Origin of the sequence: Saccharopolyspora antimicrobica (assembly GCF_003635025.1) — a bacterium.
In the GTDB taxonomy this organism is placed as follows: Bacteria; Actinomycetota; Actinomycetes; order Mycobacteriales; family Pseudonocardiaceae; genus Saccharopolyspora; species Saccharopolyspora antimicrobica.
In genome coordinates, this window is the sequence record NZ_RBXX01000002.1 from 1,608,434 (window position 1) to 1,630,501 (window position 22,068).

Consider the following 22,068-nt stretch of genomic DNA (forward strand, 5'->3'; position numbering starts at 1 on the left):
CCGGGCGAACCGTGGTCCAACAGGTCCTGGTTCGGGCCCGAGCGTCCTGCATAGCGTCAAAGCGCAGGGTCCGGCTGAATCAGAACGGGCTCCACAAGACGCGGAGAACGAGACCGGGATTGGAATTCCACTCATGACGGACCCGACGTACGACTTCCACGGCCAGGTCGCCCTCGTGACCGGGGCAGCCTCCGGCATGGGACTGGCCGCAGCCCGCGGCTTCGCCGAGAACGGAGCCGCTGTCGCGCTCCTCGACCGCAACGCCGACGCCGTCGAGCAGGCCGCGCAGTCGCTCGTGGACGCCGGGCACCGGGCGATCGGCATCGCCTGCGACGTCACCGACGAGGCGCAAGTCGCAGCCGCGGTCGACCGGGCCGTGGAGACCCTCGGCCGACTCGACATGGCCTTCAACTGCGCCGACGTCCAGGCCCCGCCCTCGGACGCCGCCGACGAGACGGCCTCGGACTTCGACCAGGTCAACGCGGTCAATCTGCGCGGCGTATGGGCGGCGCAGAAGCACGAGCTGCGGCACATGCGCACCCAGGGCTCGGGGGCGATCGTGAACTGCTCCTCCCTCGGCGGTCTCGTCGGTCTGCCCGAGCGCGCCGCCTACCACGCCTCCAAGCACGGAGTCATCGGCCTCACCAAGAGCGCCGCGGTCGAGTACGCGGCCCGAGGCATCCGCATCAACGCCGTGTGCCCCGGCGTCGTCGAGACACCCATGGTCGCCGGCATGCTCGAGGGGCAGGCCGAGGCGATGGCCGAGATCATCAAGCAGCAGCCGATCGGCCGCCTCGGCCGCGCCGACGAGGTAACGGCTGCGGTCCTGTGGCTGTGCAGCCCGGCCGCCAGCTTCGTCCTCGGTACCGCGCTGCCCGTCGACGGCGGCTACACCACCCACTGAGACCCGGTCGCGTCAGGCCTGCCGGACGCCATCGGGACTGCCAAGCGAGGAGCACATGGATTCCCGGTCCGAGATCAGCAGCTTCCTCACCTCCCGGCGAGCCAGGCTCTCCCCGGAGGAGGCCGGCGTGCCCCGCTTCGGAGGGGCGCGCCGGGTCCCGGGTCTGCGCCGCGAAGAGGTCGCGCACCTCGCCGGGGTCAGCGCCGACCACTACGCACGCCTCGAACGCGGCAGGATCTCCGGTGCGTCCCGTGAGGTCCTCGAAGCCGTCGCGCGCGCCCTGCAACGGGAGCTGATCGAGATCGTGGGCACCCTCACGACCCGGAGCGAGGAGTTCAGCGAGCTGTGGGCCTCCCACGACGTGCTGCGCCACCGCTCCGGGACGAAGCTGCTGACCCATCCCGACGTGGGCGACCTCGAGTTCGGCTACGAGTCCTTCGAGCTCTCCACGGATCCAGGACTGGTCATTCTCGTCTTCACCGTCGAGCCGGGCTCCCGCACCGCCGAGGCGATGCAGCTGCTCGCCAGCTGGGCAGCCCCGCCGCACAGCGAGGACGAAGCACCCGGGACCGCGACGGGAAGGAGCGAAGCGATCGAGCGCCACTCGTCGAGGTGAACGAACTCCGACCAGCTTCCCGCGTCCAGGTGGCTTGCACGTTGGAGCGGAACTCCACCACGTTTCGTCACGGAGCGACCTCACAACGCCGGTGCCTGCGGCGCTCACCCCACAAGCGTCCGCACCGCGGCGAGCACCGCTCCGATCCCGAACAGCGTCACGACGATCGCCGCGGCCTTGGTGATCCACGGGAGCGCCCGCGCGAGAATCGCGCGGCTTCGCTTGGCCCCCATCACTGCGGCGACGAACAGGTCCCACGCCAGCACGATGGAGAACATCCACGCTCCGTACAACGTGAGCTGCCCGGTCGTCGCCGACGACAGCGTGGCGGCGAGGCTGACGTAGAACAGGAGATTCTTCGGGTTCAGCAGCCCGGAGGCGAGCCCGAGGCCGAAGCCCCTGGCCCAAGCTGCGCGTCCCACAACACCTTCCGCGTCGACGGTGAGCGAGATCCGCGCACGCCAGAAGGCGAGGCCCATGGAAATGAGGAACGCACCGCCGGCGAGCTCGATCCACGCGAGGATCCGATCGTCACCCACCAGGGTGAGGCCGGTGAACGCGGCGACGATGAACACCCCGTTCGCCGACGCGACGCCCGCGCAGACGCCGCTTGCGCTGCGCCACCCGTGGGCGGCGGCGGTTCGGACGATCAGGAAGAAGTCGACACCAGGAATGAGCAGCGCGAGGAAATGGGCAACGGCAACGGCGAGAAACTGATCCATCACACTTTCGTTCGGACGAGCGGCGAAGACGCTCCCCATCCTGAGACCGGCTGGCGCTCTCGTATTGAACGAAATTGCGTCAGCGCATGTACGCGCCAGGCGTCGTCGCCACGTGGGCGCGGAACACGCGATGGAAGTGGCTCTGGTCCGCGAACCCCAGGGTGTGTGCGACGGAGGCGATCGGTTCGCCGCCTCGCAGCATCGCCCGCGCCCGCATGACGCGCGCGTTGTTGCGCCAGGCGATCGGCGTGAGACCTGTGGCGCGCTTGACGGCGCGGATCAGCTGATATCGACTCATACCGACGTCGGTCGCTAGATCATCGAGGCGCGGATCCTCCGGCCGCTCTGCGAGCACGTCGAGAACCGGGCGGAGCCTGGCCGCGAGTGCAGGTGCGCCGACAGGATCCTCGCGTCGGACGCTCGCGGTTCCGAGCCCGGCGAACGCACGGCGAAGCGACCGTTCGAGCCTGTCGAGATCCCGCGGCCCCTCGAACAGCGCTGCGTTCACGGCGCCGAAGAGGCGGTACGCGTCGGAGTCGCGATGCACTTGGATCGCCCCGTCGAATGCCGCGTCATGCGCCCACGCGCGCACGCGAAGCCACTCCGGGTCGAAGAGCATCATCTGGTACACCCAGTCGCCGCTGACCGGGTTGCACGAGTGGACGTGCCCGGCGGGGATGAGAATGACGTCGCGCGGTTCGAGACGCATCGGCGATGCGGACCGCCCGACGAACTCGCTGGCCCCCTCGTCGATCAACCCGACGGCGAAGCGATCATGTGTGTGCGGCCGATAACAGGAGTTCTGCCTGCAGGAGCGCCTCGATTCGATCTGCGGGAAACGCGGATCGTGCCAGAACTCCGGCGACCGGATCCCGGTCCCCGTCACCGCACTCACGGCCTGATCCTAGGACGCACGGCCGGGCCCTTCCCACGCCCCGCTGAAGTGTTCGGGCCTTCGACCGTCCCAGAGCTGCTGGCAACGGCCACCTGATCACGAGCAAGCAGCAGAGGAACCCAGCCCCGACCTGCAGGTCACACGTTGAAGCGGAACTCGACGACGTCTCCGTCGGCCATCACGTAGTCCTTGCCCTCCATGCGGACCTTGCCCGCCGACTTGGCCTCCGCCATCGAGCCCGCGGCGATCAGGTCGTCGAAGGAGACGATCTCGGCCTTGATGAAGCCCCGCTCGAAGAAAGAAGCGTCAGGTATTCAGGAGGGGTGACTACCTGAAGTCCCCAGAGGCCTAAGCGGTATCGGACGCAAGTCGTCGCGCCCCTTCGAGTCGGAAGGGAAGGCCTCTCAGGAGTCGGCCCCCGGGGCGACTAGCCATTTGCGCGCGGTGCTGGCGGTCGCACGGAGCTGAGGGTGCTCTTGCACGATCTGGCGCTGCCGCTCTGCTGGGAGCCCGAGCTCGTGCAGCACATTGAGGATCACGACCGCCGTCGTCACATCAACGATGGCGATCAATTCATCGACGGAGTGGTTCGGCGTCCTGCCCTCGTGCGCCAGGTCGTTGCGAGCCCGCGTCGTCCGCCTCGCCCATCTGTCCACGTCCGGCATCAGCCGCGCGATCGCGTCCCGGTCAGTTCGCGCGGCGAGGGCGTACAGCCGATCCCGGAGCGTCGGATCGTTGCGGATCGATCCCCTGAACCTATCCCGGTGCTCTTCCGGTACCTGCGCGAGCATCGCGTCGCGCATCGCCTTGAACTCGTCCGCTGGGAAGGGTTTCTCATCGATGCCAAGGCCGCGGTGCAGCACCTCGGCCGCGCCGACAGCCGTCAAGAGGTTGTTCTCGACATAGCGAGCCGGCGCGTACCGGAGGCCCAGGATCATGTTGGTCGCCGCCTGCAGGCGACCGTGCGCCTCGCACCAGCGCGGCACGACTTCTTTAAACGGGAGCGATGCACAGGTAAAGAAGACGCGGTGGTGGTCAACGGCCTTGCCATCGTGCTTGCCGAGCGCAGAGGGCGAGCAGAGCACATCAGCGTGCCGTGGCGGCGCAGGGCGCTCGCCCGGAGATACAAGGCCGGTCCCCGCCACCTCCAACCGGAGCCAGATCACGCCAGCAGCACGGTGCGTCGCGAGCGCAATCAAGTCCTGCACCAGCCTTGCCGTTGCCCGTGCCCCGCTCACGGAGAACGGGTCCGCCGGGACGGCTCGCACGAACGCCGTGTCGCGCATACGCCCCACGGTCCCGCCCTTGCGTTGATCGAAGAACGGCAGCGTGTGTCGGTGCATCAGGCGGAACTCGGTCCCGTCGACCACGACCGACTGCGTCTCGACCGGCTTCACGGAGATGCTTCCGGTTCCGTCGGGCCTTCCGTCGGAAGCCCCGAGGAAGCCCTCGAAAGCCGATGACGCGGCCCAGAGCCCGAGATCCTCGACCGACACCTCGGCCGCGGAGAACGCCGCGTCATCTTCACCGCTGACGTGCGCGCCAATGATCGCGGTCGTCGCCACCACGATCTGCTTGTCGGGGCTCTTCACTCTCGCACCGATGGTCCGCTTGCTGCTGTTCGGGACGCAGCCAAGAAGGGTGATCTCGCGCTGCTCGGCCGCACCGTGGATGACATCCCACGTCCGGCTCCCCTCGTGGAACACCGTCATGCCCGGAGAGAGGTTCGAGAGGATGCGATCCTCGAACGTTCCGATCAGCGAGAGAACCAGGCCGTCCTCCGGCTCGTATCGGAGCACACCGGGGACCTGCTCGTCAGGGGCGCCTGGCAGCCACCAGAGACCAGACCATTCGGCAGACTCGTCGAGGTTCAGAGGATCGTTGGTCACTGCTCTCCCCGCTGCAGCTCGACGCGACCACTTCCCCCGCTGCCAGATGGCTTACACGTTGAAGCGGAACTCCACGACGTCTCCGTCGGCCATCACGTATTCCTTGCCCTCCATGCGGACCTTGCCCGCCGACTTGGCCTCCGCCATCGAGCCCGCGGCGATCAGGTCGTCGAAGGAGACGATCTCGGCCTTGATGAAGCCCCGCTCGAAGTCGGTGTGGATCACGCCGGCCGCCTGGGGCGCCGTCCAGCCCTGGCGGATCGTCCAGGCCCGCGCTTCCTTCGGGCCCGCCGTCAGGTAGCTCTGCAGGCCCAGGGTGTGGAAGCCCGCGCGGGCCAGCGCGTACAGGCCCGGTTCCGGCTGGCCGATCGACTCCAGCAGCTCGCGCTGGGACTCCTCGTCGAGCTCCATGAGCTCCGCCTCGACCTTGGCGTCCAGGAACACCGCGTCACCCGGCGCGACCAGCGCGCGCAGCTCCGCCTGCTTCGCCTCGTCGGTCAGCACGCCCTCGTCGGCGTTGAACACGTAGAGGAACGGCTTGGTGGTCAGCAGGTTCAGCTCGCGCAGATCCGGGGTGTCCTTGCCCAGGCCCGCCGCGAACAGCGTCTTGCCGGAGTCGAGGATCTCCTTGGCCTGCTGCGCCATCTCCAGGGCCGGGCGCTTGTCCTTGTGGGTCCGGGCTTCCTTCTCCAGCCGCGGCAGCGCCTTGTCGAGGGTCTGCAGGTCGGCGAGGATCAGCTCGGTGTTAATCGTCTCGATGTCGCTGGACGGGTCCACCCGGCCGTCGACGTGCACCACGTCGGGGTCGTCGAAGACGCGGATGACCTGGCAGATCGCGTCCGCCTCGCGGATGTTGGCGAGGAACTTGTTGCCCAGGCCCTGGCCCTCGGAAGCGCCCTTGACCAGGCCCGCGATGTCGACGAACGAGACCGTGGCGGGCACCGTCTTGGCCGAGCCGAAGATCTCCGCCAGCTTGTCCAGCCGCTTGTCCGGCAGCGGCACGACCCCGACGTTCGGCTCGATGGTGGCGAACGGGTAGTTCGCAGCGAGAGCGTCGTTGCTGGTCAGCGCGTTGAACAGGGTGGACTTGCCGACGTTGGGCAGCCCGACGATTCCGAGGGTGAGGCTCACGCCCTGGAGTCTAGGTGCTCGCCCGGACCGCTATTGGCCCCGGTGGGCGGTCGCGACCTGATCAGCCCGCTCACGACCGGTGGTGGACCGGCCGTGAGCGGACGGCTGCTGCTCAGTCGTCCTGGTCGTCCCCTTGCTGCTGGTCATCGCCCTGCTGGTCGTCGTCCTGGTCGCCCTGCTGGTCCTGCTGACCGCCGTCCTCCTGCTCCTGCTGCTGCTCGGGAGCGGGGGCCGGGTCGTTGCAGCCTGCCGTGACCATCAGGGCGAACGCGGCTCCGGCCGCGGCGGTCACGATCTTGGTCTTCGAATGCGCCATGCCGCGACGATAGGGATCAACCGCGCATTTGCCCACCCGGACGGTCGCGTCCGATTTCCGCTAGTGACCGGACCTGCCCGCTGGCACGATCGAGGACATGTTGGTGGGAACCGAAGACGCCTTCCGGGCGGTGGCCTCGCGCGATGCGCGGTTCGACGGATGCTTCATCCACGCCGTCCGGTCGACCGGCATCTACTGCCGCCCCTCCTGCCCGGCCCGCACCCCGAAGCGCACCAACAGCGTGTTCTTCGCCACGGCCGCCGCCGCGCAGGCCTCCGGGTTCCGGGCGTGCCGGCGGTGCCTGCCGGACGCGGTGCCGGGCTCGCCGGAGTGGAACCTGCGCGCCGACCTCGCCGGTCGCGCCATGCGGTTGATCACCGACGGCGTGGTGGACCGCTGCGGGGTCCGCGGCCTGGCCGATCAGCTCGGGTACTCGGAGCGGCACCTGACCCGGGTGCTCACCGCCGAGCTCGGCGCGGGCCCGCTCGGGCTCGCCCGGGCGCACCGCGCGCACTCGGCGCGGATCCTGATCGAGACGACCGCGATCTCCTTCAGCGATGTCGCCTTCGCTGCGGGCTTCTCCAGCCTGCGGCAGTTCAACGACACCATGCGCGAGGTCTTCGGCACCACGCCGACCGAGATGCGCGGCCGTGCGCAGCGCCGCAACGACGCGCCGAGCGGAGCCGGCACCGTGCAGCTGCGGCTGCCGTTCCGGGCGCCGTGCGATGCCTCCGGTGTGCTGCGCTTCCTCAGCCAACGCGCGCTGGACGGCCTGGAAGAGGCCGGGCCGGACCACTACACGCGTTCCCTGCGCCTGGCGTACGGGACCGGGGTGGCGACGCTGCGCCCGCAGGACAAGCACGTCGCCTGCACGTTGCGGCTGACCGATCTGCGCGACCTCGGCAGCGCGGTGACCCGGCTGCGCCGCCTGCTCGACCTCGACGCCGACCCGATCGCGGTTCGCGAGGTGCTCGGTGCGGACCCGGTGCTGAGCGCCTCCATCGCCCGTTCGCCGGGCGTGCGGGTGCCGGGCAGCGTCGACGGTCTGGAGATCCTGATCCGCGCGGTGATCGGCCAGCAGATCTCCGTCGCGGCGGCGCGCAAGACCACGGAACGCCTGGCCACCGAGCTGGGCGAGCCGCTGCCGCACCCGCACGGTTCGGTGACCACGCTGTTCCCCACCGCCGAGGTGCTCGCCGAGCGGGTGATGGAGGCCCTGCCCGGTCCGCGGCGGCGGGCGGAGACCGTTCGCGATGTATCGGCCGCCGTCGCCGAAGGCCGGTTGGCCCTGCACCCGGGCCGGGACGAGGCGGAACTGCGGCAGGAGCTGGAGCAGATCCGCGGGATCGGCCCGTGGACGTCGAGCTACGTCACCATGCGCGTGCTCGGCAGCCCGGACGTGCTGCTCATCGGGGATCTCGTGCTGCGACGCGGCGCCGGGGCCCTCGGACTGTCCGAAGATCCGCAGGTGATCCAGGAGCACGCCCGGCGGTGGAGCCCGTGGAGCTCCTACGCCGGGATGCTGCTGTGGCAGGCCGCAGTCGCGCCGCCGCAGCTGCAGGCCTCGTGAATCGCCCCGCCAGAACAACTTGGAGTCGTCATGCTCAAAACGTCCACTGTGGATACTGCGGCCGGGCCGTTCACGGCCGTGGTCGACACCGATGGTGCCGTGCTCGCGTCCGGTTGGACCGCGCAGCCGACGGACCTGCTTCCGCTGATCTCCCCGGACCTGTTCACCAGCACGCCCGCCGCGGTGCGGGATCTCGGCCCGGTGACGCGGGCGATCCGCGCCTACCACGACGGTGACGTGCACGCCGTGGAGGAGATCGAGGTGCGGCAGAGCTCCGGGCCGTTCCGGGAGCACGCGTGGGAGGTCCTGCGCAAGGTCCCGGCCGGGGAGCCGGTGAGCTACGCCGAGTACGCGGCGCTGGCCGGTCGTCCGCAGGCCGTCCGCGCCGCCGCCTCCGCCTGCGCCCGCAACGCCGCGGCGCTCTTCGTGCCGTGCCACCGAGTCCTCCGCAGCGACGGCTCGCTCGGCGGTTTCCGCTGGGGCGCACCGGTGAAGCGCTGGCTCCTCGACCACGAAGCCGCCCGCGCGGCGTGAACCGCTCGTGAGCGCTTTGGGGCGTCATAGCGCCCTGAAGCGCTCACGAGCTCAGGTCTGGAGTTCGAGGGTGGAGCCGTCGCGGGACTTGCGGACCCGGAGGCGGACACCGATGCGCTGGCGCATCTCCTCGACGTGCGAGACCAGGCCGACCACGCGGCCACCGGCGCGCAGCTCGTCGAGGGTGTCCATCACCAGGTCGAGGGTGTCGGCGTCCAGGGTGCCGAAGCCCTCGTCGATGAACAGCGTGTCCAGCAGCGCACCGCCGGTCTCCGCGGCCACCACGTCGGCCAGCCCGAGCGCCAGCGAGAGCGAGGCGAGGAACGACTCGCCACCGGACAGCGTCTTGGCCGGGCGGACCTTGCCGGAGTAGTCGTCGAGCACGTCGAGCCCGAGCCCGCCACGGGTACCGCGCGCCCCGGCGGCATCGGAGTGCACGAACGAGTACCGCCCGCCGCTCATCTTCTGCAACCGCCGCGTCGCCGCGACGGCGACCTCCTCCAACCGCGCGGCCAGCACGTACGCGCGCAACGACATCTTCCGCGCGTTCTGCCCGCGCCCGTTGACCACGTCCGCCAACGCCTCCAGCTCGGCGTGCTCCGCCAACGCCGGCCCCAGCTCCGCCCACGCTCCGCGCAAGCGCTCCGCGAGCTCCGCTAGGTCGCGCTGCCGCTGCTCGGCGCGATGCGCCAGCGCAGCTGCGCGCTCCGCCGCTTCGCGGGCGACGGTGGCCGCCTCGGTGGCCTCTCCGAGGCCGACCTCGGCGGCTCCGTCGACTCCGGCGAGCTCCGCGCTGGCCAGCGCTGCGCGTGCGCCTGCGGCGCGCTCCTCCACCTCGGCCAGGGCCTCGGTGAGCTGGGTGATCCGCTCCTCGCTGCGCTCGGCGGCCAGTGCGGCGGCGGGGTCGTCGAATCCTGCTCCGGTCGCGGCTTCGCGCAGTGCTTCCCGGTGTTCGGCGAGGCGGCGTTCGGCGTCGTCGCGGGTCGTGCGGGCGGCCACCAGCTGTTCGAGCCGTGCTGCGACGTCGAGCAGGTGGGTGCGCCGGTCGGCGATGCCCGGGAAGTCGCCGCGCGCTTCGCGCAACCGCGACTCCCGTTCTTCCACTGTGGACAGCAGCGCGGTGTGCTCGCTCCGCGCGGCCGCCAGACCGGTGCGGAGTTGCGACAGCTGCTCGGTCAGCCGCTCCGTCGAGGCTTCGAGTTCCGCCAGCCCCGCAGTGCGCTGCGGCAGTTGCTCCGCCGCGCTGCGCAACGAGGCGCGCTCGGCTCGCAGCCGCTCGAGTTCGGCGGCCAGTTCGGGCTCGGTGCGCTCGCCGAGGCGCTCCACCAGGCCGTCGACCTTCTGCTGAGCCCGCTGAGCTTCCACCGCGGCCTTTTCGCGGCGGGCGTGCGCCTGCTGCTCGTCGTGCTGGGCCTTCTCCTCGTCCTCAGCGCGCACCGGGTCGTCGATCGGCTTGCCCGGCTCGGGATGCTCGGCCGAGCCGCACACCGGGCACGGTTCGCCGGGGGCGAGCCGGGTCGCGAGCTCGGCGGCCATGCCGGCGAGCCGCCGCGCCCGGAGGTCTTGGAGCAGGTCCCGCGCCTGCTGGTGGACGTCCACCGCTCGCTGAGCGCTGGCCGTCGCCGTCGTGAGTTCCTGCTGCGCAGCGGGGAGATCACGCGCCGCGCTCAGCAGTGCGGCGACCTCGGTGCCCTTGGACTGCACGCCCTCCAAGCGGAGTTCCGCGTGCTTGGCTTCTTCCACCTGCTCGCGGGCAGTGGCGATGCGCGCCGGGAGCATCGCCTGCTGTTCGAGCAGCTTCGCTTCCCGCTGTTCGTCACGGGCGATCTGCTCGGCCAGTTCGGTCGCGCGGCGGCGGTCGGTTTCCTGTTGCTGCGCTTCGGGAACCAGGTGCGCGAGGGCTCCCGCTTCCTCCCGCTTCGCCCCGGCGAGCGAACGCAGCTCCGCCACCGGTGTATCCGCATCCAGCTCGCATCGCGCCGCTGCGGCCACGACCTCGGCGGCGGCCTTCTCCTGCTCCTGCTCGGCACGGCGGACCGCGCGGTGAGCTGCCAGAACCGGGACAGCGCGGTGAGCTGCATCCCGTTCCGCGCGCCATGCTTCGTGCTCGGCGGACTTCTCCCCGATCTCGGCGAGAGTCGCATTGGCCTGGCGGACCCGTCGCACCTTGTCGGCGAGCTGGCGGCGCTCGGCCAGCGCCGATTCCGCCGACTCGCGCTCGCGGCGCAGCCGGGACTGCTCGGCCTGCGCACCCTCCAGCTCGCGGACCGCGCCCTTCTCGATGTCCTCCAACCAGTTCTGGTCGTCCACATCGGACTCGTGAACCGCGCCGGAGACCTGCGAGACGCGCGCGATCAGCTCGCGCACCTGCTGCGACTGCGCCTCCACCGCCCGGCCGCGCTCGCGGCGCCTTTCCACGAACCAGCGCTCGACGTCGCCGAAGCGCTGCGTGCCGAACAACCTCTCCAGCAGCTTCTCCCGCTCGCTGGTGTCCGAGCGCAGGAACTTTGCGAACTCGCCCTGCGGCAGCATCACCACCTGGAAGAACTGCTCGACGGTCATGCCCAGCAGCCGCTGCACCGTGCGCGCGACCTCGTCGATTCGGGTCAGGCCCTCCGGCGGGTACTCCGTCGGCGCGCCATCGATCCAGCTCAGCGAGGCCTTCGCCTGCTCCGTGGTGTAGCCGTCGCCGCGCTTCTTCGGCCGCTCGTACTCCGGACTGCGCTCCAGCCGCAGGCGCTGGCCCTGCACCGTGAGCTCCAGGACCACCTTGGTCGGCACGCCGTCATCGGCGGTGTCGCAGCGCAGCCGCTTGACCTGACCGCGCGCACCCGGAACCGAGCCGTAGAGCGCGAAAGCGACAGCGTCCAGCAGCGTCGTCTTGCCCGCGCCGGTGTCGCCGTGCAGCAGGAAGAGGCCGTCGGCGCCCAGCTGGTCGAAGTCGACCACCTGGTGCTCCCGGTACGGGCCGAAGGCGGTGACCTCCAGGCGGTGCAGTCTCATTTCGCCCCCTCCGCGGCAGCGACCGCCCGCAGCGCCTCGCCGAGCAGCGCGCGCTCGGACCCGGTGGGCTCCGAGCCCCGGCAGTCCGCCACGAACTGGTCGGCGAGCGCGTGGTCGTCGCGACCGCGCACGATCTCGGCGTAGCGCAGCGGGGCGGTCGCGCGGCCGGTCGCCGGCTTCCACTCCAGGTGGACCGCGTGCGGGAACCGCTGCTGGAGCTGGCGCATCGGCTCCAGCGGGCGGACCTCGTCGGTGAGCGTCACCGACAGGTAGCAGTCCTCCAGCTCGGCGTGCTCGGGCGCGTCGAGCAGCTCCGCCAGCTCGCCCTTCGCGGTGGCCAGGCGCCGTGGGACCGGCAGTTCGCGGCGCTGCACCGCGGCGAGGCCGTCGGCGTCCAGATCCACCAGCCACACCGACTTCCGCTGCGCCGCTTCGGAGAACGAGTACGCCAGCGGGCTGCCGGAGTACCGCAGGTGCTCGGCGAGCCGCTGCGGGCCGTGCAGGTGGCCCAGGGCCACGTAGTCCACGCCGTCGAAGACCGAGCCCGGCACCTGCTCGACGCCGCCGACCGCGATGGTGCGCTCCGACTCCGAACTGTCGCCCCCGGTGACGAAGGCGTGCGCGAGCACCACCGAGCGCGTTCCGGCCGGGCGTCCGGCCAGGTCGGCGCGGATCCGGTTCATCGCTTCGGTGAGCACCGCGGTGTGGCCGCGCGACTCGATCTCGGCGCTGGCTCCCGGCACGTCCGAGCACGCCCGCAGCGCGCGCCGCGCCGGATCCGGCTCCAGGTACGGGATGCCGTAGACCGCGACCGGCCCGTGCTCGTCGGCGAGCTCCACCGGCACGTGCAGCCCGGCCACCTGGGTGCGCAGGTGCAGGCCGCCCGCCGCGGCGAACTCGGCGAACGCGCCCACCCGCGCGGCCGAGTCGTGGTTGCCGGAGGTCACCACCAGCTGGGCGCCCGCCTCGCGGATCCGCGCGAGCACGCGCACGCAGGTCTGCACCGCCTCGCCCGAGGGCACGGCGCGGTCGTAGAGGTCGCCGGCGACCACGACGACGTCGACCTGCTCCTCGACGACCAGGTCGGCCAGCCCGCCAAGGACGGCCTCCTGATCTCCGAGCAGATCGCGCCCGTGGAACGTCCGGCCCACGTGCCAGTCGGAGGTGTGCAGTACCCGCATGGCCTCAAGTTATCGGCGTCCGGCCGCAACCCCGTCGACCCCCCACATCGCTTCGGCGTGTCGGGCACCTGCATCCCATCGAGTGATGGACCGGTCACCGGAAGTGGGCCCACCTGGCGGCCCCGTCATGTCACACCACCTGGGAAGACGCCACTTCGTCCGGGTAGCGACGCGCCTGCTCCGGGTGACGGAGGGCTCGTGCGGCGGTGCGTGATCTTGTCGGGCGGGTCGGCCATCATCTCCACAACGGCAACTACCGGACGGAGCTCATGTGGGTACCGGCGTCCTGATCACCATCATCGTCGTGCTGACGCTGCTGTTCGCCGGTGCGATGGTGCTGATCTGGCGGCTCTACACCGACAGCGCGCGTCGCGCCGACGACGCGCTGCGCATGGTCGAGGCCGAACGCACCCGCAGCGCCGAGCAGCAGGCGGCGCTGCGCCGGTACGAGGTGGCTTTCGCCTCCATCACCGGCCGCGGTGAGCTGGGTGAGCAGGTGCTGGTCGAGACCGCGCGGTCGCTGGGGCTGCGCGAGGGCACGCACTTCACGCTGCAGACCGACCTGGCGGGCGGCGGCGCGGCGCGACCGGACATGGTGCTCGCGGTCGGCGGCGGCAGGCAGGTCCCGGTCGACGCGAAGGCGAGCCTGGCGGTGTGGGCCGAGGCGATGGAGACCGACGACGCCGAGGAGCGCCGCGACGCGCTGCGCGTGCACGTGCGCAACATCCGCTCCCGCGCCACCGAGCTGGCGGGCAAGGGCTACCAGAAGTGGGCCGACGCGATCTACGGCTCGATCATGTTCGTGCCCTCCGACGCCGCGGTGGTCGCCGCGCTCGACACCGACCCGCAGCTGCTGACCTGGCTGCTCGACAAGCGGGTTTTCCTGTGCGGGCCAACGGGATTCGCGGTGCTGGCCTCGGCGGCGATGTTCGCCGCGACGGAGCGCACCATCGCCGAGGACATCGAGCAGGTCCGCTCCCAGGCGGTCCGCGCGCAGCGCGCCGCGAACGGCGCGGTGGAGGCGGTGAACCTCTCCAGCACTCACCTGCAGCGCTTCGTCTCCGCCCGCCGCCGCGAGCTCGACGCGCTCGAATCCTTCCGCAGCGCCGTCCAGCCGCTGGCCGAAGCAGCCGGCTCCGGCACCGTCGAATCGGTCCGCCGGAACGAAGAAGCGCTGGTCAACGGGAGCGCGGACGACGCCCGCTGAACCGTCAGACGTGGGTTTCGACGAACGCGGTGACGGTGTCGACGATCAGGGGCGTGTGCGGGCCCCGGCCGAAGCCGTGGTCCAGGCCCTCGTAGGGGTGCATCTCCACGGTCACGCCGAGCGTGCGCAGCGCCTCCGCGAAGTCGAGGCTCTGCGCCAGCGGGACCAGCGAATCCGCCGTGCCCTGCTGGATCAGGAACGGCGGCTCGTCGCCGGAGAGGTGCCGGATCGGGCTGATCGCCTCGGCCTTGTCCGGGCAGTCCACCGGCATGCAGCCGAGCAGCTGGTCGACCACCCGGCGCGCGTACTCCTGCATGTGCGGCTGCGCCCGCTGCGCTTCGGCGCTCATGTCGGTCGGGCCGAACCAGTCGACCACCGCGCGGATCCCGGTCAGCCCGCCGCCCGGCTTGTCCGGATCACCGGTCACCGCACCGAGCTGCGACACCAGCTGCCCACCCGCGGAAGCGCCCCAGAGCACGACCCGATCGCCGTCCAGGCCCCACTGCCCGGCCCGCTGCTGCAACCAGCGCACCGCGTCGGCGACATCGATGAGCTGCGCCGGGGCCTGCGCCACCCCGCTCAACCGGTAGTCGACCGTGGCCACCGCATAACCGCGCTCCAGCAGCCGCTCGGCGGTCAGCGCCTCGGTGGTGGTGCGGTCCACGTCGAGCGTGCGAACTCCGGCATCCCAACCGCCGCCGTGCACGTAGACCACCAGCGGAGCCGGCGTCCCCTGCTGCGCGGGCAGGAACAGGTCCAGCTTCAGCGCGCCCGTGTCGTGCTCCGCGTAGGCCTGGTCGCGCAGCACCTCGGCCGCGCCCAGCTCGCGGGCAGCCGTCGCGACCGGCGGGGCTTCGTCGGCGTCCGACACCCGCGAGCAGCCCGCGGCGACCAGCGCCAACAGGGCGAAGCAGGCCGCGAGAACACGTCGCGTCGCTGACATCCGCCCCGAGCCTCCCCGATCGAGTTAAAGCTCACCTGAACGCCGAGCCTAACAAGATCGGTTGCGCCACAGCGGCGGATCAGCCGCGCTCGTCCGCCGCGCGCTGCTCACCTGCCAAGAAGTGCGCGATCCGCACCGTGGAGTCGTAGAGACCCCGGTAGTGGCGGAAGTAGGCCTCGTAACGCTCGGTGTGCTCCGGGTTCGGCCGAACGGTGCTAGCCACCGGGTTCCAGCCGTCCGGGTCGACCGCGGTGTCCGTGCCCACGCCCGCGAGCAGCGCATCGCCGTAGGCCGCGCCGATCGTCTCGCCCGGCACCTGCTGCTCCTGACCGGTGATGTCGGAGATGATCTGCGTCCACAACCCGCCCTGGGTGCCGCCGCCGACCGCGACCAGGCGCGCCGCCGTGCCGCCCGCCTCGCCCATCGCCTCCAGGTTGTGGCGGACCCCGAAGCCGATGCCCTCCAGCGCCGCCCGGTACAGCTCGGCGCTGCCGTGCTCGAGGGCCAGCCCGGCGAGCATCCCGCGCGCGTCCGGGTCGAAGATCGGCGTCCGCTCCCCCGCGAAGTACGGCAGCATCAGCAGACCGCGGCTGCCCGCCGGAACCTTGGCGGCCTGCTCGACGAGGTCGGCGAACTCGCCGTCGACCAGGTTCCGCAGCCACTGCGTGACCGCGCCCGAGGTCGCCATCCCCGCCGCCAGCGTGTAGGTGCCGGGGAAAGCACCGCACGTGCCCCACAGCGCCGGGTGCGGCCGCACCTCGTCGAGCACCTGCACGAAGAACATCGTGGTGCCGTACATCAGCATCACGTCACCGGGCTGCCGCACGCCCACGCTGGTGGCTTCCGCCCACGCGTCCACGGTGCCCGCGGTCACCGGAAGCCCTTCCGGCAGACCGGTTTCCGCCGCCGCCTGCGCGCTGACGCGCCCGACGACCTCGGTCGGCCAGGCCAGCTCGGGCAGCGCCAGCCCGGGCGCCACGCGCTGCGCCCAGTCCTGCGACCAGGTGCGGGACTGCAGGTCGTAGAGCGGGTCGCACTGGCTGGCGGAGTGGTGGTCGAGCACGTAGCGGCCGGTGAGCCGGTGCACCAGGTACGAGCTGCACATCAGCAGCATCTCGGTGCGCTGGTAGACCTCCGGCTCGTGCTTGGCCAGCCAGCGGATCTTCGGCCCGACCGCCTGGCTGGACAGCGCGGAGCCGCCCCGACGCAGGATCTCGTCGGCGCCGAACTCCTCGGTCAGCTCGGCGATCTCCTCGGTCGCGCGGGTGTCGACGCCGTAGAGGATCGCCGGGCGCAGCGGCTTCCCGGTGCCGTCCGCGGGCAGCAGCACCGGACCGATGCCGCTGACGCCCAGGCCGGCGATCTCCCGCCCGTCGGCGGCCGGGACGAGTTCCCGCGCCAGGGCCAGGAAGTCCGCCCACCACACCGATTCGGCGTCGTGCTCGACCCATCCCGGGTGCGGGTAGGACGTCTCGTGCTGCCTGCTCGCCCGGGCCAGGATCCGCCCGTCCGCGCTGACCAGCACGCCCTTCGAACTAGCCGTCCCGATGTCGATCCCGAGCAACACCTTCTCGGCCACCGCGCCTCCTCAACTCGCACACCCGACCGGCACCAGTCTCCCAGCTGCCCGAACCGGTGCGGTCCGCGAATCCGATCGGATCACCGACCTCCCGGACGGAGACTCGGCAATCCGCAATTTCAATGGAAATCAGTTCTTCGATTTCAATGGAAGTTGCGCGTCGTCGGCGTGTTGGGTGCCCAACACGCCGACGGTGCGTCGGGGTTCACGCAATTTCAATGGAAATCGGACGTCTGATTTCCATTGAAATTGCGTGGGACGTCAGCCCCGGGTCCACTCGTCGAGGCGGACGCCGAGCTGTTCGGCGACCGCGCGCAGGGCCGGGCGGTGGTCGCCGGGGATCGCGTGGATGTGGTTGGCGCCGAACTTCGACAGGAACAGCTCGCCCGGTGCGTCCAGGCGGGCGAAGGCGTGCGGCCACTCCGGGGTCGACTGGTCCATCAGGACCTTGTTGGTCGCGTCGTCGTAGCTCTCGAACTCCCCGAGCATCAGCTGGAACCGGTACTCGCCGTTCTCGCGGGTCAGCCTGCCCAGCGTCATCTGCCCCGGCGCCGCGATGTGCTGGACGGACGCGCCGCCCGCCGGGAAGAAGAACACCTCGGGGTAGAAGTTGACCTTGGCCAGGTTCTCCGCCGGGTCGTCGCTGCGCGCGGCGTACCAGGTGGCGTGCTGGCCGGAGTTGCACAGGTCCCAGATGTCCCGGTCGGCGTGGTAGTGGCGGACGTCGGCGAACAGCACCGGCGTGCCGGAGATCGCCTTGAACAGCTGCATGGTCAGCGCGCCGTCCATGTCCGCCTCGGTGGCGCAGATGTGCGGTTCCTTCGGGCCGTTCCAGTCGTAGGGGTCGTTGAGGAACGCCTCGGTGACGTCCATGGTCGCGAAGTTCTCGGTCAGCTCCGGCTGCGCCTTGATCCCGGTGAAGTCCAGGTTGCGCTCCGCGATGATGTCCCGGATCGCCAGGTAGGAGCGCAGCTGCCGCTCCAGCAGCTCGGGCGTGAGCTTCTTGCCGTCGTAGTGCACCCCGGCGGCGTTCTGCTCGATCCACTCGCGGGCCTTGCGCGCCTCGCTGGCGTCGGCCTTGTCGGCGCGCAGGATCAGCTCGTACTGGTCGATCTCCTCGACGTCGATGCCGAACTCGCGCATCCACTGGTCGGTGTTGGCCACCGTGGTGTTCATGCCCATCGGCCGCCCGCCGAAGCGGCCGAAGGTCGAACCGCGCAACGACTTCACCGCCGCCGAGGCCGCCGCCTGCACACCGATCTTCTCGACCAGCTCGGCGTCGTCCGGAGCGCCCCAGGCGCGGGTGTGCGGACGGCCGATCTGGTCCAGCGCGCCACCGGCGGCGAGCATGCCGACCAGGCCCGGCTCGGTCGGGTCGGTGCTGGCCACCAGCACCAGCGGGCTGCGGGTGGCGTCCGCGGCGAGCATCGTGAAGTGCGGGAACGCCCAGACCGTGTAGTAGAAGACCGTCACGTCCACCTCGGCCGCGGCCACCCGGCGCGACACCGAGGTGGCCAGCGCGTTGGTGGCCACCAGGTCGTCCCCGACCACCACTTCGTGCCCGGCATCGCGCAGCGACCGGACCAGCGCGTCCTGCTTGGACTGGATGAAGTCGGTGTTGCGGGCGTGGACGTGGTCGCGACCGTCGGAAATGGTGACGACACCGATGCGGGCCACAGTTCCTCCTAGATGAGCAGGCGGCGTTGACTGCGCAGGAGCGGCGGCGAGGAGGCGCCGCCGACACCACCCGGCGGGCTCCCCGCGGGGTCGCCCGACCGGACAACTCGTGTCCGAATGCCGACATGACCGGCGAGCAATCGTTTTCTCGGACGCTATTCTGGCAGCACACGGGCTGTCAAGGCAGGCAGCCCGCCATCACTCGGGAAGAGGTCACGAGGAGGAACCGTGGCGACGATAAGTGATGTGGCCACCCGTGCCGGGGTGTCCACCGCGACGGTTTCCCGCGCGCTCAACGGCAAGAGCTCCGTCGATCCCGCGCTGGCAGCCAGGGTGCTCGCCGCGGCCGCCGAGCTCGGCTACCGGCCCAACGGCCCGGCCCGCAACCTGCGCAAGCAGGAGACCGCGGTGCTGGCCCTGATCATCGCGGACGTGGAGAACCCGTTCTTCACCGCGATCGCGCGCGGCGTGGAGGACGTGGCGCACGCGGCGGGGTACTCGGTGGTGCTGTGCAACTCCGACGACGAGCCGGCGAAGGAGCGCGAGTACATCGACGTCGCGCTGCAGGAGCGGGTGGCCGGGGTGCTGCTGTCGCCGACCGGCCACAGCGAGAGCGTCGAGCTGCTCAACAGGCACACCACGCCGGTCGTGGCGGTGGACCGCCCGCTGCCGAACTCGCCGAGCGACACCGTGCTCGTGGACAGCAGGCTGGCGGCCGCGGAAGCCATCCAGCACCTCGCTGACCAGGGATATCGTCGGATCGGCTGCATCACCGGCCCCAGCGGCGTGCGCACCGCCGACGACCGCCTCGCGGGCTACCGCGACGGCGTCCGGGCGGCCGGGCTGCCGCTGACCGACGTGCTGGTGCGGCGTTCGGAGTTCAAGGCGGCCGGGGCGAAGCAGGCCGCGCATTCGCTGCTGATCCGGCCCGACCGCCCGGACGCGGTGCTGGTGGCCAACAACATGATGGCGGTCGGCGTGCTGGAGACCTGCGCGGAGCTGGGCCTGCGGCCTGGCCGGGACATCGGCGTGGTGGCCTTCGACGACGCCCCGTGGGCGACGCTGCTGGACCCACCGCTGACGGTCGTCGCCCAGCCCGCGTACGACGTCGGCGCGGAAGCCGCCCAGCTCCTGCTCGGCCGGATCGCCGGCGAGCGCACGAAGCCGACCACGAGAACCCTCTCGGCTCACCTTGTGGCCCGAGCCAGCAGCGCCCGCGCATCAGCGAACTGACCCGAATCGGTTTTCCGGACCCGTTTTGCGTGGCGGTGCGGGTAGCGGAACCTCAGCGCCCGCCTGGACTCCGGGGGCCCGGCCTGATGTATGACCACATGCCGTCCGTGCACGAGCGGACCACCCACCGGAGTGGGTGGTCCGCTCGTCGCGTTTGCGCTGGTCAGCTTCCGCCGAGGGCGTCCTCCACCGCCTGGTCGATGTCGAGCGGCTGGGTGCCGTCGTCCTGGCTCGTGGTGTGCGGGGCCGTCGTCTCCGGGGTCGCCGGGCGGGTCGGCGTCGTCGAGGGCGTCGACGGCGGCACCGACGAGGTCGGCGGGACCGGAGTGCTCGGCGGCTGGGCTGGCGGCAGCGGGAGGCCGGGCAGCACGCGGCCCGATGCGTTCCCGCCGTACCAGTAGGCCGTCGAACCGTAGTCGCCCGGCTCGTCGTTCACCGGACCGTGCTCGATGTCCGCCACGAAGCCGTTGCGGAACGGCACCGCGTCGTTGAGCAGCAGGCGGTAGGCGCCCGTGCAGTCGTACCTGCAGCCGTCGCCGTTGATCTCGTGCGACGGGTTGCCCGCCAGCGGCATCGAGTAGGTGGTGCCGAACCGGAAGTACCAGCCGGACTCGTAGAAGTCCTCGGTGCCCGTGCCGTGCCAGGCCGGCTCGCGGGAGCCGTCGACGTAGAACCGCTCGTCGCCCTCCAGGTAGTTGCGCTGGTTCACCGCGAGCGACCTGGTGCGCGTGTCGGAGAGCGGCTCATTCGAGCGCGCCCTGGCGCCCGGCGGGATCAGCCCGCGCATGCTGTGCGTGACGCCGTAGAAGGTGCCCGATCCGCGGGCCGTGAGGAAGTTCCAGTCCTCGCCCGGGACCGTGTTGCCGCGGTGGTGGGTGGCGTGGAAGTAGCCGGTGCCGGGCGCCAGCTCGGCCGGAGCGCTGGTCACCTCCGCGGTCGCGCCGGTCACCCGCACCCCGCCGGTGTTGACCAGCTCCACCTTGGCGCTCTTGCCGAACGGCATCGGCCACCACGCGGTGTACCAGCCGTCCAGGCCCGGGTCGACGGAGCTCATCATGGTGCGCACGTCGTACTCGCCGAGCCCGGTGCCGAAGAACTCGCCGATCGGCGCGTCGACCGTGGTCCTGCCGTCGAAGGTGATGCGCAGCCGGAGCTTGTCCAGCACCACGTCGGAGGCCGCGACGTCCTCCGGCCGGGTCGGGTAGCGGCCGATCAGCTTCTCGCGGGCGAAGACCGGGTTGGCGATGCGGTAGTCGTGCGCGGCTTCCTCACCGGGGTGGCCAGGTCCGAGGTCGAGCACGTCGGTGCGGACCCATTCGCCGCCGACCAGGCTGTGCACGTCGTAGCGGAACTCGTTGAAGTCCAGCGACGAGGAGGTGAAGCGGTTCTCCACGTCCACGGTGGACCGGCCCGAGGTCACCTCGGCGGGCACGTCGATGATCTGCACGCCCCACAAGCCCGGTGTCGCCGCACCGCTGCGCCACTCGCCGACCCGCCGGCCGTTGACGTGCAGGCTGCCGACCTGGTCGGCGATCTGCGGGTCGTACCGGCGGATCACCCGGATGCCCTGGTTGTTCGGGTCCACCCGCATCGCGAACCGGCTGCCGCCGCCCGCGCCGAACGCGCGGCCGTCGTCGACCACCTGCGGCGCGGCCACCACCTGCGGCAGCTTCACCCGCAGCTGGTCGATCTGCGCCGCGCCGGAGAGGTCGGCGACGGTGGTGGCCGCGCCGGGCGCCAGGTCGAAGTTGCGGCGCACCGGCGTGCCGCGGGAGCTGCCCTTCGGATCGGCCACGCCGAAGGTGCGCAGCTTCTCCAGCACGTCGTCGGCCGGTTCGTCCGGGTCGAAGGTCCGCACGCCGTTCGCGTCGGGGAAGGCGCGGTAGGACAGGTGGTAGAAGTACGGGTTGTGCTCCACCGTGACCCGCATCGACTCGCGGTAGGGCATCGGCACCTTGATCACCACGCCGCCCGCGGTGTCGTTGGCGTCGCCGACCAGCGGCCACGCGAACGGCGCGCCGAGCTTGCCGCTGACCACGTCGATGAACGGCGCGTCCAGCACCGTCCGGCCGTCCAGCTCGATCACGATGTTGCCGGTCGCGGAGACGTCGCCGAGCGGCTCGCGGGTGCTCCAGATCGAGGTGATCTCACCGGGCCCGTCGTGCTCGCCGATCACGCAGCCGCGCTCGGTGGTGCGCAGGCAGGAGTAGGTGCCCTCGAAGCCGTCGTTGTTCCCGCCGGTGCGGTCGTAGCTGGAGAACTGCAGGGACTGCTCGGCACCGCGGGACTGCGACATCGCGTCGAGGTCGCGGTAGGTGTCCCAGCCGACCGGGCCCTTGGTCGGAGCCGGGGCCGGGGCCTGAGCCTGAACGGAACCGGTGCCGTCGACGACCACGACGGCCGCCGCGATCGCCGCGACTCCCAGGTAGGCACCGAGCCGGCGGGCGCGGCCTCCCCCCGACGTTGCTGAGCGGACTCTCATCGTGCTCGCCCTCCCCACGCTCCACTGTCCGTAGTGGACTGTGGTGCAGCTCTTCCGATGATGGTGCGCGGCCACTGGATCGAGTTCCCGGTTCGGCTCCGCAGCGTAAGATCACTCGCGCAATGCGCGAAAGCGTAGGAAAGAGATCTTCGCAGGGCCAAACCATTCGAGCGGTGTCGAGGAATC

General features: G+C 71.0%; 17 protein-coding genes and 1 pseudogene. 6 read left to right on the top strand and 12 right to left on the bottom strand.

Annotation, left to right across the window (positions count from 1 at the left end):
* Nucleotides 1-133: 133 nt before the first annotated feature.
* Complete coding sequence (locus ATL45_RS08080) at nucleotides 134-904, top strand: SDR family NAD(P)-dependent oxidoreductase (RefSeq protein WP_093152942.1); 771 nt, start codon at nucleotides 134-136, stop codon at nucleotides 902-904.
* A 55-nt stretch (nucleotides 905-959) separates the two neighbouring features.
* Complete coding sequence (locus tag ATL45_RS08085; RefSeq protein WP_093152939.1) at nucleotides 960-1,520, top strand: helix-turn-helix domain-containing protein; 561 nt, start codon at nucleotides 960-962, stop codon at nucleotides 1,518-1,520.
* Nucleotides 1,521-1,624: 104 nt separating this feature from the next.
* Here ATL45_RS08085 and ATL45_RS08090 read toward each other — a convergent pair whose 3' ends face one another.
* From ATL45_RS08090 to ATL45_RS08115, 6 genes and pseudogenes are all read right to left on the bottom strand, one after another.
* Complete coding sequence (locus tag ATL45_RS08090; protein ID WP_093152937.1) at nucleotides 1,625-2,242, bottom strand: LysE family translocator; 618 nt, start codon at nucleotides 2,240-2,242, stop codon at nucleotides 1,625-1,627.
* A 79-nt stretch (nucleotides 2,243-2,321) separates the two neighbouring features.
* Complete coding sequence (locus ATL45_RS08095; protein ID WP_246025226.1) at nucleotides 2,322-3,137, bottom strand: helix-turn-helix domain-containing protein; 816 nt, start codon at nucleotides 3,135-3,137, stop codon at nucleotides 2,322-2,324.
* Nucleotides 3,138-3,274: 137 nt separating this feature from the next.
* Nucleotides 3,275-3,433, bottom strand: a pseudogene (locus tag ATL45_RS08100) (DUF933 domain-containing protein); the annotation flags it as partial.
* A gap of 108 nt (nucleotides 3,434-3,541) precedes the next feature.
* Nucleotides 3,542-5,026, bottom strand: coding sequence for an ApeA N-terminal domain 1-containing protein (locus ATL45_RS08105; RefSeq protein ID WP_093152934.1), 1,485 nt, complete (start codon nucleotides 5,024-5,026; stop codon nucleotides 3,542-3,544).
* Nucleotides 5,027-5,077: 51 nt separating this feature from the next.
* On the bottom strand, nucleotides 5,078-6,157 hold the full coding sequence (gene ychF / locus ATL45_RS08110) for a redox-regulated ATPase YchF (protein ID WP_093152932.1): 1,080 nt from the start codon (nucleotides 6,155-6,157) through the stop codon (nucleotides 5,078-5,080).
* Between the two features lie 112 nt (nucleotides 6,158-6,269).
* A complete protein-coding gene (locus tag ATL45_RS08115) occupies nucleotides 6,270-6,473 on the bottom strand; it encodes a hypothetical protein (protein ID WP_093152929.1) in 204 nt (67 codons plus the stop codon).
* A gap of 97 nt (nucleotides 6,474-6,570) precedes the next feature.
* Between ATL45_RS08115 and ATL45_RS08120 the strand changes: the two genes are divergently transcribed.
* Both ATL45_RS08120 and ATL45_RS08125 read left to right on the top strand, forming a co-directional pair.
* Nucleotides 6,571-8,043, top strand: a complete 1,473-nt coding sequence (locus tag ATL45_RS08120) for a DNA-3-methyladenine glycosylase 2 (protein ID WP_093152925.1) — start codon at nucleotides 6,571-6,573, stop codon at nucleotides 8,041-8,043.
* Between the two features lie 30 nt (nucleotides 8,044-8,073).
* Nucleotides 8,074-8,577 carry a methylated-DNA--[protein]-cysteine S-methyltransferase gene (locus ATL45_RS08125; protein ID WP_093152923.1) on the top strand — a complete coding sequence of 168 codons (504 nt, stop codon included), beginning with the start codon at nucleotides 8,074-8,076 and terminating at the stop codon, nucleotides 8,575-8,577.
* A 51-nt stretch (nucleotides 8,578-8,628) separates the two neighbouring features.
* Here ATL45_RS08125 and ATL45_RS08130 read toward each other — a convergent pair whose 3' ends face one another.
* The gene (locus ATL45_RS08130) at nucleotides 8,629-11,580 is read right to left on the bottom strand and encodes an AAA family ATPase (protein ID WP_093152920.1); all 2,952 of its coding nucleotides are present in this window, start codon (nucleotides 11,578-11,580) and stop codon (nucleotides 8,629-8,631) included.
* Nucleotides 11,577-12,761, bottom strand: coding sequence for an exonuclease SbcCD subunit D (locus tag ATL45_RS08135; protein ID WP_093152918.1), 1,185 nt, complete (start codon nucleotides 12,759-12,761; stop codon nucleotides 11,577-11,579). Before ATL45_RS08135 ends, ATL45_RS08130 begins: the two co-directional genes overlap by 4 nt.
* A gap of 331 nt (nucleotides 12,762-13,092) precedes the next feature.
* Between ATL45_RS08135 and ATL45_RS08140 the strand changes: the two genes are divergently transcribed.
* Nucleotides 13,093-13,968 carry a DNA recombination protein RmuC gene (locus ATL45_RS08140; protein ID WP_439332483.1) on the top strand — a complete coding sequence of 292 codons (876 nt, stop codon included), beginning with the start codon at nucleotides 13,093-13,095 and terminating at the stop codon, nucleotides 13,966-13,968.
* 4 nt (nucleotides 13,969-13,972) lie between these two features.
* Here ATL45_RS08140 and ATL45_RS08145 read toward each other — a convergent pair whose 3' ends face one another.
* The 3 genes from ATL45_RS08145 to ATL45_RS08155 all read right to left on the bottom strand — a co-directional run bounded on the left by ATL45_RS08145 (nucleotide 13,973) and on the right by ATL45_RS08155 (nucleotide 18,167).
* The gene (locus ATL45_RS08145; RefSeq protein ID WP_093152912.1) at nucleotides 13,973-14,911 is read right to left on the bottom strand and encodes an alpha/beta hydrolase; all 939 of its coding nucleotides are present in this window, start codon (nucleotides 14,909-14,911) and stop codon (nucleotides 13,973-13,975) included.
* A gap of 79 nt (nucleotides 14,912-14,990) precedes the next feature.
* On the bottom strand, nucleotides 14,991-16,490 hold the full coding sequence (locus tag ATL45_RS08150) for an FGGY-family carbohydrate kinase (RefSeq protein WP_093152909.1): 1,500 nt from the start codon (nucleotides 16,488-16,490) through the stop codon (nucleotides 14,991-14,993).
* Between the two features lie 261 nt (nucleotides 16,491-16,751).
* A complete protein-coding gene (locus tag ATL45_RS08155; protein ID WP_093152906.1) occupies nucleotides 16,752-18,167 on the bottom strand; it encodes an L-fucose/L-arabinose isomerase family protein in 1,416 nt (471 codons plus the stop codon).
* A 228-nt stretch (nucleotides 18,168-18,395) separates the two neighbouring features.
* On the opposite strand from ATL45_RS08155, the gene ATL45_RS08160 reads away from it, so the two are divergent.
* Entirely contained in the window at nucleotides 18,396-19,400 is a 1,005-nt protein-coding gene (locus tag ATL45_RS08160) for a LacI family DNA-binding transcriptional regulator (RefSeq protein WP_093152903.1), read from the top strand.
* Nucleotides 19,401-19,563: 163 nt separating this feature from the next.
* Here ATL45_RS08160 and ATL45_RS08165 read toward each other — a convergent pair whose 3' ends face one another.
* Nucleotides 19,564-21,882, bottom strand: coding sequence for a glycoside hydrolase family 172 protein (locus ATL45_RS08165; protein WP_093152900.1), 2,319 nt, complete (start codon nucleotides 21,880-21,882; stop codon nucleotides 19,564-19,566).
* Between the last annotated feature and the right edge of the window lie 186 nt (nucleotides 21,883-22,068).